General features: G+C 34.4%; 15 protein-coding genes, 1 tRNA gene and 1 pseudogene. 14 read left to right on the top strand and 3 right to left on the bottom strand.

Features of this window, described 5'->3' with window-relative positions:
- Window positions 1-44: 44 nt before the first annotated feature.
- Window positions 45-1,790 carry an aspartate--tRNA ligase gene (gene aspS, locus BMX64_RS12700; protein ID WP_091172428.1) on the bottom strand — a complete coding sequence of 582 codons (1,746 nt, stop codon included), beginning with the start codon at window positions 1,788-1,790 and terminating at the stop codon, window positions 45-47.
- 227 nt (window positions 1,791-2,017) lie between these two features.
- Here aspS and BMX64_RS12695 point away from each other — a divergent pair, with 227 nt between their 5' ends.
- Window positions 2,018-2,365 (top strand): toxin-antitoxin system YwqK family antitoxin, encoded by a 348-nt coding sequence (locus BMX64_RS12695; RefSeq protein WP_091172426.1) that lies wholly within the window; start codon window positions 2,018-2,020, stop codon window positions 2,363-2,365.
- A 225-nt stretch (window positions 2,366-2,590) separates the two neighbouring features.
- Window positions 2,591-3,307 carry a DsbA family oxidoreductase gene (locus tag BMX64_RS12690; RefSeq protein WP_091172848.1) on the top strand — a complete coding sequence of 239 codons (717 nt, stop codon included), beginning with the start codon at window positions 2,591-2,593 and terminating at the stop codon, window positions 3,305-3,307.
- A gap of 236 nt (window positions 3,308-3,543) precedes the next feature.
- On the opposite strand, the gene BMX64_RS12685 is transcribed toward BMX64_RS12690, so the two are convergent.
- Window positions 3,544-4,203 (bottom strand): hypothetical protein, encoded by a 660-nt coding sequence (locus BMX64_RS12685; RefSeq protein ID WP_167543066.1) that lies wholly within the window; start codon window positions 4,201-4,203, stop codon window positions 3,544-3,546.
- A gap of 403 nt (window positions 4,204-4,606) precedes the next feature.
- On the opposite strand from BMX64_RS12685, the gene BMX64_RS12680 reads away from it, so the two are divergent.
- From BMX64_RS12680 to BMX64_RS12655, 6 genes and pseudogenes are all read left to right on the top strand, one after another.
- Complete coding sequence (locus BMX64_RS12680; protein ID WP_091172424.1) at window positions 4,607-5,881, top strand: Y-family DNA polymerase; 1,275 nt, start codon at window positions 4,607-4,609, stop codon at window positions 5,879-5,881.
- The gene (locus BMX64_RS12675) at window positions 5,872-6,312 is read left to right on the top strand and encodes a LexA family protein (protein ID WP_091172423.1); all 441 of its coding nucleotides are present in this window, start codon (window positions 5,872-5,874) and stop codon (window positions 6,310-6,312) included. Before BMX64_RS12680 ends, BMX64_RS12675 begins: the two co-directional genes overlap by 10 nt.
- A gap of 40 nt (window positions 6,313-6,352) precedes the next feature.
- The gene (locus BMX64_RS12670) at window positions 6,353-6,613 is read left to right on the top strand and encodes an AbrB/MazE/SpoVT family DNA-binding domain-containing protein (RefSeq protein WP_091172421.1); all 261 of its coding nucleotides are present in this window, start codon (window positions 6,353-6,355) and stop codon (window positions 6,611-6,613) included.
- Window positions 6,603-6,926, top strand: coding sequence for a type II toxin-antitoxin system PemK/MazF family toxin (locus tag BMX64_RS12665; RefSeq protein WP_121363917.1), 324 nt, complete (start codon window positions 6,603-6,605; stop codon window positions 6,924-6,926). Before BMX64_RS12670 ends, BMX64_RS12665 begins: the two co-directional genes overlap by 11 nt.
- Window positions 6,927-7,198: 272 nt before the next feature.
- The gene (locus tag BMX64_RS12660; protein WP_091172418.1) at window positions 7,199-7,846 is read left to right on the top strand and encodes a helix-turn-helix domain-containing protein; all 648 of its coding nucleotides are present in this window, start codon (window positions 7,199-7,201) and stop codon (window positions 7,844-7,846) included.
- Between the two features lie 43 nt (window positions 7,847-7,889).
- Window positions 7,890-8,108: pseudogene (locus BMX64_RS12655) on the top strand (transposase); the annotation flags it as partial.
- Window positions 8,109-8,230: 122 nt separating this feature from the next.
- Here the strand turns inward: BMX64_RS12655 and BMX64_RS12650 are convergent.
- Window positions 8,231-8,310, bottom strand: a tRNA-Leu gene (locus BMX64_RS12650).
- Between the two features lie 290 nt (window positions 8,311-8,600).
- Between BMX64_RS12650 and BMX64_RS12645 the strand changes: the two genes are divergently transcribed.
- The 6 genes from BMX64_RS12645 (at window position 8,601) to BMX64_RS12620 (ending at window position 14,923) form a co-directional block, all read left to right on the top strand.
- The gene (locus BMX64_RS12645) at window positions 8,601-9,542 is read left to right on the top strand and encodes a ribose-phosphate pyrophosphokinase (RefSeq protein WP_091172416.1); all 942 of its coding nucleotides are present in this window, start codon (window positions 8,601-8,603) and stop codon (window positions 9,540-9,542) included.
- Between the two features lie 43 nt (window positions 9,543-9,585).
- Window positions 9,586-10,197 (top strand): 50S ribosomal protein L25/general stress protein Ctc, encoded by a 612-nt coding sequence (locus BMX64_RS12640; RefSeq protein ID WP_073205004.1) that lies wholly within the window; start codon window positions 9,586-9,588, stop codon window positions 10,195-10,197.
- A 284-nt stretch (window positions 10,198-10,481) separates the two neighbouring features.
- The gene (pth, locus tag BMX64_RS12635) at window positions 10,482-11,156 is read left to right on the top strand and encodes an aminoacyl-tRNA hydrolase (RefSeq protein WP_091172414.1); all 675 of its coding nucleotides are present in this window, start codon (window positions 10,482-10,484) and stop codon (window positions 11,154-11,156) included.
- Window positions 11,157-11,312: 156 nt separating this feature from the next.
- On the top strand, window positions 11,313-13,346 hold the full coding sequence (locus BMX64_RS12630; RefSeq protein ID WP_091172412.1) for a M43 family zinc metalloprotease: 2,034 nt from the start codon (window positions 11,313-11,315) through the stop codon (window positions 13,344-13,346).
- 97 nt (window positions 13,347-13,443) lie between these two features.
- On the top strand, window positions 13,444-14,373 hold the full coding sequence (locus BMX64_RS12625) for a bifunctional riboflavin kinase/FAD synthetase (protein WP_091172844.1): 930 nt from the start codon (window positions 13,444-13,446) through the stop codon (window positions 14,371-14,373).
- Between the two features lie 94 nt (window positions 14,374-14,467).
- Complete coding sequence (locus BMX64_RS12620) at window positions 14,468-14,923, top strand: hypothetical protein (RefSeq protein WP_091172410.1); 456 nt, start codon at window positions 14,468-14,470, stop codon at window positions 14,921-14,923.
- Window positions 14,924-15,116: the final 193 nt, after the last annotated feature.

Here is a 15,116-nt window from a genome sequence, read left to right as displayed (position 1 = left end):
TTGATATTCAACGTTTTCTAACAAATTTAAACGATAAACTACAACTATACCAATTTTATATGCAGCTCTTTTAATTGCGAATCATCAATTTTAGATGGTGCATCAATCATAACATCTCTTCCAGAATTATTTTTTGGAAAAGCAATGAAGTCACGAATCGTTTCTTGGCCTCCAAGAATTGCTACTAATCTATCCAATCCAAAAGCCAAACCTCCGTGTGGTGGCGCGCCAAACTGGAATGCATCCATCAAGAATCCAAACTGTGCCTTGGCCTCATCTTCGGTGAAACCTAAATATTTGAACATCAATTGTTGTGTTGCTTTATCGTGAATACGAATTGAGCCTCCACCAATTTCATTTCCATTCAAAACCATATCGTAGGCATTTGCACGAACTTTTCCTGGATCCGTTTCCAATAAATGCATGTCTTCCGGTTTTGGAGATGTAAAAGGATGGTGCATCGCATGATAACGACCACTTTCTTCATCAAATTCTAATAATGGAAAATCAACTACCCAAAGCGGCGCAAATTCAGCTGGATTTCTTAATCCTAATCGTGTTGCTAATTCCATACGCAATGCGCTTAATTGTCCACGAGTTTTATCAGCAGGGCCAGAAAGCACAAAAATCATATCTCCAGGTTTTGCGCCAGTGATTTTTGCCCATTGGGTTAAATCGTCTTGATTGTAGAATTTGTCAACGGATGACTTATAGGTTCCGTCATCATTACATTTTACATACACCATTCCTGACGCACCTACTTGAGGACGTTTGACCCAGTCAATTAGTCCATCAATTTCTTTACGAGTATAGTTTCCAACTCCCGGAACTGCAATTCCAACCACTAATTCCACAGCATTAAAAACCGGGAATTCTTTATGTTGCGCTAATTCATTCAACTCACCAAATTCCATTCCGAAACGGATGTCAGGCTTATCATTTCCGTAGGTTTTCATGGCGTATTCGTAGGTAATTCTTGGGAATTTATCTACTTCGATACCTTTTATTTCTTTCAATAAATGTCTTGTCAAACCTTCAAATACATTTAAAATATCTTCTTGTTCCACAAAAGCCATTTCACAATCAATTTGTGTGAATTCCGGCTGTCTGTCTGCACGTAAATCTTCGTCACGGAAACATTTTACAATTTGAAAATATTTATCCATTCCACCCACCATCAATAATTGTTTAAACGTTTGTGGTGATTGTGGCAATGCATAAAACTGTCCTTCATTCATTCGAGAAGGCACAACAAAATCTCTGGCTCCTTCAGGAGTAGATTTAATCAAATAAGGTGTTTCTACTTCACAAAAGTCTAAATCCGAAAGATATTTACGCACTTCCATGGCTACTTTATGACGAAACATCAAACTGTTTTTCACAGGATTTCTTCGAATGTCAAGGTAACGATATTTCATTCTGATGTCTTCTCCACCATCCGTTTCATCTTCAATTGTAAAAGGAGGCGTAAGCGAAGCGTTAAGAATAGTAAGTTGAGTAACTAAAATTTCAATCTCGCCTGTTGCAATGTTTTTATTTTTAGCTTCACGCTCAATAACAGTTCCTTTTACCTGAATTACAAATTCACGACCAAGAGTTTTAGCCAGTTCAAAAACTGATTTTTCTGAACGGCCTTCGTCAAAAATTAATTGCGTAATTCCATAACGGTCGCGTAAATCAACCCAGTTCATAAATCCTTTATCACGTGATTTTTGAACCCATCCCGCAAGTGTAACTTCTGTATTAATATGTGAGGCATTCAACTCGCCACAATTATGACTTCTATACATTATTCTAATTTTAGATTGTTTCGCCCTTTAGGCTCGGATGCAAATTTAGGACTAATTATGAATAATGAATTGAGAAATACCATTTTTTAGTGCGAGATTATTATTGAAAATTTAATTTCCAATGTTAAGCTTTCATTCAATGTTACTAAATTGTTAATTTAAAGATCTATTAATGTAAAATCTTTTATATATTTGTTAAGCTAATATGAATTTAAAATCCAAACGATATGAAAAAATATATAATTTTAACCGCATTACTCTTCTCAGGAATAGCATTTGCTCAAGAGAACAATCCAAAATTAGAAGCTGTAGGTGAGTTAGTAAAAACAACTTACTACTTTGAAAACGGAAAAGTACAACAAGAAGGCTTCTTTAAAAATGGAAAATTGGAAGGAACTTGGACTTCATACGATACAAATGGAAACAAAAAATCTATTGGTAATTATGAAAATGGCACTAAAACTGGAAAATGGCTTTTTTGGAATGACAGTAACTTAAGCGAAGTAGATTATTCTAATAGCAGAATCGCTTCTGTTAAAACTTGGAAACAAGATGCTTTAGTAACTAGAGACTAAAAAAACATTGATCAAAACATAAAAGGCTTCCAATATTAGTATTTGGGAGCTTTTTTTATGCCCAACTCTTACTATTTTAAAGAAACACTAGCATTTGGAAACTCCGAAGACCAACCATTCTCCTTTCCTAATAAAAACCTAAAATAAAAACAGCTGAAATAACATTTGCTTAATTTTGCATCCTAACAACCCCTTTGGCCTAGCCAAAATAAAAGCAATATGGAAATGGGAAATGAATTAAAAATACAAATTTGGTCGGATGTAATGTGTCCTTTTTGCTACATTGGAAAAAGAAAATTAGAAGAAGCGTTATCTCAATTCGAGAATAAAGACTCTGTTGCTATAGAATGGAAAAGTTTTCAGCTGGACCCTAGTTTTACAGCAACACCAAATGAGAGCATTATTGACCATTTGGCCGAGAAATACCAAAAAAATACGGACTGGGCTAAAACTATGGTACAAAATATGACGCAAAATGCAAAAGCATCAGGATTAGATTTTCATTTTGAAAAAGCAATTCTTGCAAATTCATTACATGCGCATCGTTTGTTGCATTTAGCAAAAAAGCATCATCTTTCGAACCAGCTAGAGGAAGTACTATTCAAAGCATATTTAACCGACGGAAAAAATGTAAATGATTTAGTCACCCTGAAAGAATTAGGTCTGGAAGTGGGACTGGAAGCCGAAGCCATTGAAGAAGTTTTACATTCTAATATGTATGCCGATGCCGTACAGCAGGACCAGGAAGAAGCTCAAGGTATTGGCGTAACTGGCGTTCCATTTTTTGTAATTGATAATAAATATGCCATTTCAGGCGCACAACCTTCTGAGGTATTTCTGAAAACTTTAGAAAAAGCATGGGAAGAAGGTCAATTTCGTTCTAAAATCATCCTGCAAAACACAACTGACGGAAGTAGTTGTGGAATTGACGGCTGTGAATAGAACAAGTCTCGCTAAAGGATTTTTTTCTGTAAAAATATACTCCTCATTTAAACACTTTGAGTGATGACGATTTGTAAATTGCAAAAATTAGCCCTGATAGAAGCGGCATCCTTTTTAGAAGGCTATTTTTCCTGGCCTTCTAAAAAGATACAGCAGATAGCAGGAAATAGCTTCAAACAAAAATCCCGCTGATACGAATATCAACGGGATTTTTTAAACCAATCATATACAACAAACTAAAATCTTTTATTAATACTGATATCTACACTTCCTACTACCCTAGTATCTTGTTTTTTGACTTTTGGGTTATTCGTTTTATAGTAGTAGTCATCTTGATCGCCAGAATTTTGGCCATTTCCATATTCATAATCGTTGTTTTGACTGTATTCGTAGCTTCTACCGCCTTTTACAGCTCCTATTGTATCAACAATTTGACCACGACGGTTGTAGACAATCTGTAAACCACCTACTTGTTCTAATGCATAACGATTGTACGTCATATAAACAGACCCAATTCGTTTTACTCTGTCATTGGCATCATAGTTAATAAACACATTTCCAACTTGTCTAACTCGACCTCTATTATCGTGTTCTACCTTTACACCATAATTACCATTTCGGATATTGGCTGGCGCACCATACGTTTTGTTTACACCATTTTTTCTGTTTGATTTGTAATACACATCTCGACCAGTTGTAGGGCGAGTATTAAAATCCAATTGTCCATCAGGGAACACGAAGAACTCAATTCCTCTTTCTGTAAAAACAATTGGGTCGGCATTTCTAAAATCTACTGGAGATCTTCTTTCGACAGAAAAATCGATTTTTTCTGCTGCGTTTGCTACACTACCTCCAAATACGAAGATACTAGCTACTAAAAGGGTAATTTTTTTCATGATACATTTATTTTGAATTTTGCCTACTCTTGAGCTTTTCGGCTTTCGCTTTTTTACTTATTTGATTAAGTATATTCAAGTAGCATGCCAAAGATTTAAATCATGGCTTTATGGTTTTAAAGCATTAATCCACTTATAGAATTTAAAATACTGAAATACAATTGTTTATTTATTTTAAAAAACAACAATAAATACTATTTCATCGAAAAATATTAAGTTTTTTTTAATACAAATCCCATCTCATTGCCTATTTTTTCTTGTTGTTTTGGCTAAAAAAACACTTCAAAAAAGAAAACCAACCTAGTTTTTAGCTTCATTTTTATATAAAACTACTTATCAACATTGCTTTAAAATTAACTTTTGTTACTTAGACGCATCCATGGATATTGAGTAATTTTGCATCATGTATGCTTTAGTCGATTGTAACAATTTTTATGCTTCCTGCGAACGTGTTTTTCAACCGAAATTCAACGGAAAACCGGTTGCGATATTGTCAAATAACGATGGCTGCGTGATTTCCAGAAGCAATGAAGCCAAATCCGTTGGAGTTGCTATGGGCGTGCCAGCATTCCAGATTAAAGAATTGGCAAAAGAAAAAAATATACAGATCTTTTCGTCAAATTATGCATTGTACGGCGATTTAAGCAATCGCGTAATGGCAATTTTAGCTCAGTTTACACCTAATGTAGAAATTTATAGTATCGACGAAGCTTTCCTAAATTTTGATGGTTTGACTATTTCTGACTATCATGATTATGGAATCCAAATGAAAACCCGCGTACAAAAATGGGTTGGAATTCCCGTTTGTATTGGTTTTGCTCCCACAAAAGCATTGTCAAAAGTAGCCAATAAAATCGCTAAGAAATTCCAAGACAGAACACAAGGCGTTTATGTCATTGATACCGATGAAAAACGCATCAAAGCCCTAAAATGGACTAAGATTGAAGATGTTTGGGGCATTGGCTATCGGATGAATAAAAAGATGAAAGCCAAAAACATTGTAACTGCTTTAGATTTTATTGCACCACAACATGAAGCTTGGATCAAAAAAGAAATGGGTGTGATTGGTTTACGTTTAAAATACGAACTCGAAGGAAAATCAGTTTTAGATTTAGAACCTATTGCTGACCAAAAGAAAAGCATAGCAACCACCCGAAGTTTTCCAAAACAAATTGCTGATTTTGATTTGCTGCGCGAACGTGTAGCGACTTTTGCAGCAGTTTGCGCAGAGAAATTGCGAAAACAAAACTCCTGCTGCCATACTATTATCGTGATGTTAGTGGTTGATAAACATACGGTTAAAACCTCAAAATACTATTTTAACATGGCGATTACATTGCCTTATGCATCAAATTCTACCTTGACGATTTCGAATGCAGCCATAGATATCTTGAAAAAACTGCACAAAGGAAATGAAACTACAAAATTCAAGAAAGCAGGTGTAATCGTTACTGCACTTATTGATGAAGACAAAAAACAACTACAATTATTTGACGAAGAGAATCCAAAACATTTAGCGCTAATGAAAGTGATGGATCGTCTCAACAATAAAATTGGAGATAAAAAAATAAAATTAGCCACACAAAACTTAGGCTTAACATGGAATATGAATCAAAATCATTTGTCGTCTAAATACACCACTAATTTCAATGAGATACTCGAAATCAAATGTCAATAAATAAAGATCAAAAACTAACATTTTTCAATCCCAATTTTGATAGTAAAATCAAAATTCCATTCATGAAAGGTGGCGTTTCGGCAGGATTCCCGTCACCGGCAGCTGATTTTATGGAAAACAACATTGACTTAAATAAAGAGTTAAGCGAAAATCCTCTGGCTACTTTTTACATCAAAGTCAAAGGCAACTCGATGATTAATGCCGGAATAAACGACAAAGATGTCTTGGTCGTTGACAGAAGCATAGAACCAAGAAATAATGCTATTGCCATTTGTTTCATAGACGGAGAATTTACCGTAAAACGGATACAAGTAGCACAAGACTGTTTGTACTTGATGCCTGAAAATCCCAATTACCAACCCATAAAAGTAACAGAGGAAAACCAATTAATCATCTGGGGAATGGTTACTTATGTGATTAAAAAAGTATAAAACCAAAAAAAGTAACCACAAAAGTAATTACATTTGTTAGATGATAAAAGTCCGCCAAACACAAATTATAAAAATAGGCAATTCTAACGGGATTAGAATTCCTAAAGACTTCCTAAATGCATTAGGAACCAAAGACGTTGTCTTAGAACTATCAGACAACACTTTAATTATTAAGCCCATAAAAACTACCACACCACCACGAAGCGAATGGGAAAGCATCCTAGCTAAAATGAAAATAGAACCCGAAGACGATTTCAACGATTTTGATACCACCCTCACAGATGGCATTGATGATTTATAAAAAGTGGGATATTGTATTGGTCGATTTGAACCCAACTAAAGGAAGTGAAATATCAAAAATAAGACCGTGTTTAGTAGTTTCTCCGAATAGTGTCAATACCTACATGAACACCATTGTCGTTGTACCGTTTACCTCAAAACCCAAAGGATATCCGTTTAGAATACTCACAAATCACAAAAACATTGAAGGCGAACTGTGTTTTGATCATATTAAAAGTATTGACAAAAGCCGTGTTGTGAAAACTGACGGCAGCATTGCAAAAACGTTGCGAACAGCTATAAATAATTTGTTGTTTGAGTTTTTTAATGAATAGAAATTATTTATAAAATCTATGCCCTTTAAGGTTTCCCGTAAAGCAGATCGTTTTTAATGGGTTATATTTGAGTTTCTTATACAATTTAATCCTTAGGAAACGGATAGGTTAAATGCAATTTCAGACACCGAAAAAATTAAAGCTAATAATTTAGAAATACCGCAGTTTTTCAGGTCTAAATCAGAACTCATTGAGTCTATTTCATTTAATCCTATAAAAAAAAAGAAGAATTCAAAAAAAAAAACGATAAAATTAACTCAATTTATAATAATATGAACTTTTTAGAATTTAAAGAACTCCGTATAAAAAAGGGTTATACACAAGACAAAATGGGTATTTTATTGGGAGTAGACAAAATGACTATTACTCAGTTTGAAAAGAACGGCGATATTCCAACATTAGCTCAAAATGTAATAAACGCAGTTTTGGAAAGTGAATTTATTAATAAGGAAGGGAAATTAAAGGGATTTCGTAAATTAAAAACAGGACCAATTGAACCAGATTTATTTAATTTTAAAGACAAGAAAAATGTAGGAGAAAAAAATACTAAAATTAAAAAAGAGATTAGTAGGCTTGGCGCCGAATTAAAGAGTTACAGAAAACTAATGGGCTTCACCCATCAATCTTTAGGAGATTCACTCGGAATAGACAGAAGAACTATTCTTAATTGGGAGAATGGCAGTACAATCCCTAAATCAAGACTTTCATTTTTAGATAAATTGATAGCAGGGTGGAAAATAGAATTATCAAAGTTAGAGGGTTTAGGTAAAGCAATTGAAACACAAGTAGCACAAGAGTTATTCGATAACGAAAAACCAATTGAACTGGAAGAAACCAATCCGACTTTAGAATCGAAATACATCGCTTTGTTAGAGGAGCAAATAAAATCGTTAAAAGCAAGACTTTCTAAATATGAATAAATCAAATATCACTCGGTAGTTTAAATCTGAATCCCTAGCCAAATGGCACGAAAAAGTAAATCAATCAGGATTTAAGTCTTTCAATACAATATCTAGAACCATAATCAATCATTATCAAAACATATTAAACTATTTTGACAACAGAAGTACTAATGCATCAGCAGAATCCTTTAACGCCAAAATAAAAGCTTTTAGATCTCAATTTAGAGGGGTGAGAAATATTGAGTTTTTCCTTTTTAGGCTAACTAATATTTATGCCTAATTTTTACTAGTCCACAGGTTTTAGGATTGATCCTTGATCCCTAGTTTGATTGCAAAGAATTAAATTCCTTACCCAAAAACAATAGTAAACCAAAAAAACCGCTTCTTTCGAAGCGGTTTTTGTACCCGGAGCCGGAGTCGAACCGGCACGGTTTCCCACAGGTGTTTGAGACCAGCGCGTCTACCAATTCCGCCATCCGGGCTTAGCAGACATGAAATAACAACAGTTATCTCAACGCAATAAAAGATGTGATTGTGTTTAAATCAACCATCAATTCCTTTAACACGGTGCAAATGTAAAAAATAATATTAAATGTTCAACTAAAAATACTTAATTTTTTCCTTTCAGAGTTGAATAAATTTTATAAATTTGCACCTCGTTAAAAACACAACACACAACTAACTACACCCGAGGCAAATACACACATAAGGCTTTAAATAAAAGACAAAGCCAAACTGTATGGAGCGCAGCGGAATAAAAACAACAAATTAAATGTCACACCTAGAACCAGAAGCTAAAATTTTTGCTTGTTCACAAAGTGTATATCTTGCTGAGAAAATAGCAGAGCAATACGGAATCCCTTTAGGGAAAATCACCATGTCAAAATACAGCGACGGTGAATTTCAACCTTCTTATGAAGAATCTATCAGAGGATTACGTGTTTTTATCGTTTGTTCGACTTTTCCAACAGCAGATAATCTGATGGAATTATTATTGATGATTGATGCTGCAAAGCGTGCTTCGGCAAGACACATCACCGCAGTAATTCCTTATTTTGGATGGGCAAGACAAGACAGAAAAGATAAGCCAAGAGTTCCGATAGGAGCTAAATTAGTGGCTAAATTATTAGAAAGTGCTGGTGCAACAAGAGTAATGACTATGGATTTGCACGCAGATCAAATTCAAGGATTCTTTGAAAAACCAGTTGATCACCTTTTTGCATCGACAATATTTTTGCCATATGTAAAGAGTTTAGGATTAGACAATTTAACAATTGCTTCTCCGGACATGGGTGGTTCTAAAAGAGCTTACGCCTATTCTAAATTTTTAGAATCTGACGTAGTTATATGTTACAAACAAAGAAAAGAGGCCAACATTATCGACACCATGGAATTGATTGGTGAAGTAAAAGGTAAAAATGTAATCTTAGTAGATGACATGATTGATACCGGAGGCACTTTGGCGAAAGCCGCTGATTTAATGATGGAAAAAGGAGCATTGAGCGTAAGAGCAATTTGTACTCACGCCATTTTATCCGGTGAGGCTTACGAAAAAATAGAGAATTCTAAATTATTAGAACTGATAGTTACCGATTCTATTCCGTTGAAGAAAGAATCAAACAAAATAAGAGTGTTGAGTTGTGCGCCACTTTTTGCTGAAGTTATGCACATGGTACATCATAACAATTCCATTAGTGGAAAGTTCATAATGTAACCCCAAACAAGTAATATTATTTAATAACTATATTTTTTTTACAATGAAATCGATTACAATTAAAGGATCAGAAAGAGAAAGCGTGGGTAAAGTTGCGACTAAAGCCCTACGTAATGCTGGATTGGTTCCTTGCGTATTATACGGAGGAAATCAGGCAGTTCATTTCTCAGCAGAAGTTATGGCTTTCAAAAACTTGGTTTACACTCCAAACGCTCACACAGTTGAGATCGATCTTGGAAAAGGAAAATCATTTAACGCTATTTTACAAGATATCCAGGTTCACCCGGTATCTGACAAGATTTTACACATTGACTTCTTTCAATTATTTGATGACAAAGAAATCACTATGGAAGTTCCTGTAAAAGTAGTTGGAACATCTAAAGGAGTTCTTGCTGGTGGTGTTTTACGTTTGAACACTCGTAAACTTAAAGTAAAAGCTTTACCAAAAAATCTTCCAGATTTTATTGAAGCTGACATTACTCCACTTGAAATGGGGAACAAATTGTACGTTACTAAATTAGTAAACGAAAACTACAAATTGATTCACCCAGACAACACTGTTGTTGCTCAAGTAAGAATCTCTCGCGCAGCTATGAAAGCAGCTCAAGAAGCAGCAAAAGCAGCGAAAGCTCCTGCAAAAGGAAAGAAAAAATAATATTTTTTCAATCATTCAAGAAAGCATCAGTTGTAAAACTGGTGCTTTTTTTATGCTTTATATTTTGCTATTTCGAGAAACGAGAAATCTCATTATCCTATTTTAAATTATTAGAAGCACCACTACCCATTTTCACAACAACTCTGCTCCTGCTGTCCGTTGTATCCACGCCAAAAAGCGTGGGATGCCACTTCCATCAGGGCTATTCAGAACTATTTTGCCCTCAATAACGATTTTCTAAAAATCTAATAGTCCAATATTCTAATTAAGTCTATTTTTGCAGTATGATAAAATGGATTTCAAATTTATTCTCATCAACAAAAAAAGAGAACAATACAGATTGTATAAAACCAGAGGTTCACGAACACCAAAAAAACAATATAGAAAGCGTGAGTAATAAATTTTTAATAGTAGGACTCGGCAACATTGGCGCCGAATACGTAAACACAAGACACAACATTGGTTTTAAAATTGTGGATTTCCTAGCTCGCAAAGAAGCAGTTTCTTTCGAAACCGTAAAACTGGGCGCACTGGCCCAATACAAATTCAAAGGAAGAACTTTTCTGCTTTTGAAACCCAACACTTATATGAATTTGAGCGGGAAAGCAGTTCAATACTGGATGGATAAGGAAAATATTCCGCTTGATAACATTCTGGTTATTACAGATGATTTGAATCTGCCGTTTGGAACCATTCGCATCCGCCAAAAAGGAAGCGACGGCGGACATAATGGACTTAAAAACATCAACCTTGTGCTCAATACACAAAACTACGCGCGATTCCGTTTTGGTATCAGCGATGAATTCAAAAAAGGAAAACAAGTTGATTATGTTCTTGGCGACTGGGATGATGCTGAAAAAAATACACTTCCGGAACGACTCGAATTGGCTTCGGAAATCATAAAATCTTTTGGAACAGCGGGATTGGAAAATACCATGACTGCATTTAACGGGAAATAAAAGATTCATAATGTCAATCAAAAAGAAAAATTATTTAATTTTATCCAAACGCATTACTTTTTAAGTTTCAATAAAGTACTATGCTAAAACCATAATTAGATTCAAAAACAACTCATTACAAAAAGCAGATTCATTTACGTCCCAAAAACCGACATTATGAAAAAAATTACTTTTCTATTACTACTCTCATTATTTTCAATCAACTGCACTTTTGCGCAGGCGACTACTACTAATGAGATCCTGCTTTTTGGCAAAAAGAAAATCACAAAACAAGGTTCCGTAATTCGCTGTGCATCTACGGAATATGAAGAATACTTGAAATCCAAAAATCCAAATAGATTATCAACTAATGAATTTGAACAATGGATAACGCCCAAAATCATACTTGAAAAAAACAAAAAACAGAGTACCACAAAAGGACTCAAAACAAATGCTATCATAACCATACCTGTTGTGGTCCATGTAATTCATAGTGGCGACATTTTAGGCGTTGATGAAAACATATTTGATGAACAAGTAATTTCGCAAATCCAAGTCCTTAACGACGATTTCAGAAAGAAATCAGGCACTCCTGGTTTTAATACCAATCCAGTTGGAGCTGATGTAGAAATTGAATTTGCACTTGCAAAACGAGATCCGGCAGGCGTATTATCAAATGGAATAAACCATGTCAACTTAGGACAAGAAAGCTGGTCAACTACTGATATAAATGATATTGTAAAACCCCAAACACAATGGGATCCTGAAAAATACCTGAATATTTGGGTAGTGAATTTTAGTAGAACCGATTTATTAGGATATGCTCAATTCCCAAGTGAATCGGGGTTGCGAGGAATAAATACAGATGAAGGCCCAGCAAATACTGATGGCGTAGTGATTGGTTATAAATATTTTGGTTCTTCAGTGTATTTTACAAACGGCACCTACACCACTAATTACGACAAAGGAAGAACAACTTCCCATGAAGTTGGGCACTGGTTAGGGCTACGACATATCTGGGGAGATGGAGGCTGTGATGTAGACGATTTTTGTGAAGATACGCCTAATGCAGGACAAGAAAACGAAGGTTGCCCAACAGGAGTAGACTCTTGTCCAACTTCGCCAGGAATGGATATGGTTGAGAACTACATGGACTATACTTATGATGCTTGTATGAACATTTTTACAGCAGATCAAAAAACACGTATGATTACCGTTATGAACAACTCCATCAGAAGAGTTTCATTACAAACTTCTGACGCACTTACTCCCGGAGTAATTTTTGACAATGATGCTTCCACTATGATTGTAAACTTAAACATTAATTCATGCAGCTATACGTTCTCGCCAATAATAAAAATTGTAAACAAAGGGAATGCCACATTGACTAAAGCATCATTTACTTATGGAATAGACAACAACAATTTACAAACATTCAATTGGACCGGTAATCTTGCGAACAACGAATCACAAAATATCACACTAAACAGTTTGACTACAAGTGGCGGTAATCATAATTTTAGCACTAACATGAACAGCGTGAATGGAACAACAGATCAAAACAATGCCAATAACACTGAAACCTTAAATTTTGATATTGTAAAGAATTACGCAAACAATACCGTGAACTTCACAATACAAATAGATCGCTACGGAACTGAAACCACATGGAAACTAACAAATTCAGCCGGATTGACATTGTATGAAGGAGGTCCATATACCAACACTGCTAAAGACATCGCACTTCCAGCACCATTCAAAACAAGTTTTAATATTGCTAGTAACGACTGCTATACTTTTACAATAATTGACAAGGAGGGAGACGGAATCTGTTGTGATTACGGAAATGGATCTTATACAATAACAACCCCTACAGGAGAAATAATTGCAACTGGAGGGGAATTTGGAGAGAGTGAATCAAAAAGCTTTAGAATTGGATCATTATCAACCGCTAATGTAGAAAACTTAAATTCGGTTTATCTTTATCCAAATCCCACCTCAAATATATTGAACGTAGTTGTTGAAAATAAATTAGAAACTCCGGAAGCCTATACTATTATCAATACTTTAGGTCAAATTATGAAATCTAAAAAAATCGAATCAACTGATAATCTTCAAATAAACGTCTCCAATTTATCTCAAGGTATTTATTTTTTAAAATTATCAAAAAGTCAATCCGAAACCAAAACAATTCGATTTATTAAAAAATAAAAATTATTTTATAACTAAAAAAGGATCGAACTTTTCGATCCTTTTTTAGTTATATCAATTAGATACCTTAAATTTGCGCTTTTATAAAACACTTGCTTTGAAGATTTTTCATTCTATAAACGATTTCACTTCCACAAAAAAAACAATCCTAACGTTAGGAACCTTTGATGGAGTTCACATTGGTCACAAAAAAATTCTGAATAAACTAACCCAAAACACGGAGAACGAGAAATACGAAAGTCTGGTACTTACGTTTTTTCCTCATCCCAGGATGGTTTTACAGGAACATTCTGATATAAAATTACTCAACACTATAGCTGAAAAAATAGATTTGTTGAAAAAAATTGGTATTGAAAACCTAGTGATTCATCCTTTTGACGAAACTTTTTCAAGATTGACTGCCGAAGAATTTGTAAGCTCTATTCTCGTTGATCGATTTCATATCCAAAAGATAATTATTGGTCACGACCACCGCTTTGGAAGAAACCGAACTGCGGATATTGATGATCTTATCGCTTTTGGAAAACAGTATGATTTTGAAGTAGAACAAATATCAGTTCAGGAAATTAATGAAATATCAGTAAGCTCAACAAAAATCAGAAATGCATTATTAGAAGGAAACATGGCTTTGGCCAATGAATATTTGGGATACGAATACGTTCTGACCGGAATTATCATCAAAGGAAAACAATTGGGAAGAACCATCGGTTTTCCAACTGCTAATTTAAAAATCGAAGAAAACTACAAACTGATTCCGCAAAACGGAGTTTATATTGTAAAAAGTATGATTAATGAACAAGCCGTTTTTGGAATGATGAACATTGGGTTCAATCCTACTGTTGACGGACAAAAACAATCCATTGAAATTCATTATTTTGATTTTAATGCTGATTTATACAATCAAAGAATCAGCGTTTCAATACTGCATAGAATTCGTTCCGAACAAAAATTTGAATCGGTTGAGTTACTGAAAGAACAACTTGAAAAAGACAAAAAAACTACACTCAACTACTTGAATAAATTTTAATTTTTTCATAAAACATTACTATTTTTTCTGTAAATTTGAAGGTAATATTCTATTTATCATTTAGATATGCTTTCTAACTTTTAAAAATAGTCGTATGAAACTTCCAAAAGAATTAGTAAACGGATTCATTATTTTCATCGGCATTGGCCTTTATTTCTTATTAATGGAACTTTTAGGACTAGCAGACATGTATTTTCTGCGTCTGTTTAATGTCCTATTTGTATTTTACGGAACTAATAAAACGCTAAGAAGTAATTTCGCCGAAGGCAAAACCATACTGGTTTCCAATGCAGTTTCTGCTCTATTTACATCGCTTTCGGGAGTGTTTTTGAGCATTGCTGGGTTAATTATTTATAGCTACATAAAAGGAGGTGACATTTATATTGAATCGTTATCAAAAACATTTTTATTTGGCGGAGAGCCTTCAGTAATGACCTATTCCATCTCTCTGTTATTTGAAGGAATCGTATCTGCCGTAATTGTAACCTTTATGCTTATGTTATACTGGGACACTCGCTATTCTTCGGACAAGCACGGAACCGAATCCTAAATTCATTTGTAATTTATTTATTCAAATAAACGTCGCAAAGCAGCATTAAAACCTGTCTTTACGACATTTCTTTTTTTGCTTTTTGGCAATTCTGTATTCCTCTTATTTAATAAATACCAATATCTCAATGACAGGAAACCGAATTTATAAAATGCTGAAACACCTATTTGCAACTGTGTAACTTTAACTATAA

This window comes from Flavobacterium sinopsychrotolerans, from assembly GCF_900110375.1.
GTDB lineage: Bacteria > Bacteroidota > Bacteroidia > Flavobacteriales > Flavobacteriaceae > Flavobacterium > Flavobacterium sinopsychrotolerans.
The sequence above is the reverse complement of the archived record's forward strand: the minus strand, read 5'-3'. Positions and strand labels throughout refer to the sequence as shown.

Excerpts from the sequence above, each read along its gene's own strand:
- aspS (WP_091172428.1), bottom strand. The coding sequence starts at position 1,790 with ATGTATAGAAGTCATAATTGTGGCGAGTTGAATGCCTCACATATTAAT.
- BMX64_RS12695 (WP_091172426.1), top strand. The coding sequence starts at position 2,018 with ATGAAAAAATATATAATTTTAACCGCATTACTCTTCTCAGGAATAGCA.
- BMX64_RS12690 (WP_091172848.1), top strand. The coding sequence starts at position 2,591 with ATGGGAAATGAATTAAAAATACAAATTTGGTCGGATGTAATGTGTCCT.
- BMX64_RS12685 (WP_167543066.1), bottom strand. The coding sequence starts at position 4,203 with ATGAAAAAAATTACCCTTTTAGTAGCTAGTATCTTCGTATTTGGAGGT.
- BMX64_RS12680 (WP_091172424.1), top strand. The coding sequence starts at position 4,607 with ATGTATGCTTTAGTCGATTGTAACAATTTTTATGCTTCCTGCGAACGT.
- BMX64_RS12675 (WP_091172423.1), top strand. The coding sequence starts at position 5,872 with ATGTCAATAAATAAAGATCAAAAACTAACATTTTTCAATCCCAATTTT.
- BMX64_RS12670 (WP_091172421.1), top strand. The coding sequence starts at position 6,353 with ATGATAAAAGTCCGCCAAACACAAATTATAAAAATAGGCAATTCTAAC.
- BMX64_RS12665 (WP_121363917.1), top strand. The coding sequence starts at position 6,603 with ATGATTTATAAAAAGTGGGATATTGTATTGGTCGATTTGAACCCAACT.
- BMX64_RS12660 (WP_091172418.1), top strand. The coding sequence starts at position 7,199 with ATGAACTTTTTAGAATTTAAAGAACTCCGTATAAAAAAGGGTTATACA.
- BMX64_RS12645 (WP_091172416.1), top strand. The coding sequence starts at position 8,601 with ATGTCACACCTAGAACCAGAAGCTAAAATTTTTGCTTGTTCACAAAGT.
- BMX64_RS12640 (WP_073205004.1), top strand. The coding sequence starts at position 9,586 with ATGAAATCGATTACAATTAAAGGATCAGAAAGAGAAAGCGTGGGTAAA.
- pth (WP_091172414.1), top strand. The coding sequence starts at position 10,482 with ATGATAAAATGGATTTCAAATTTATTCTCATCAACAAAAAAAGAGAAC.
- BMX64_RS12630 (WP_091172412.1), top strand. The coding sequence starts at position 11,313 with ATGAAAAAAATTACTTTTCTATTACTACTCTCATTATTTTCAATCAAC.
- BMX64_RS12620 (WP_091172410.1), top strand. The coding sequence starts at position 14,468 with ATGAAACTTCCAAAAGAATTAGTAAACGGATTCATTATTTTCATCGGC.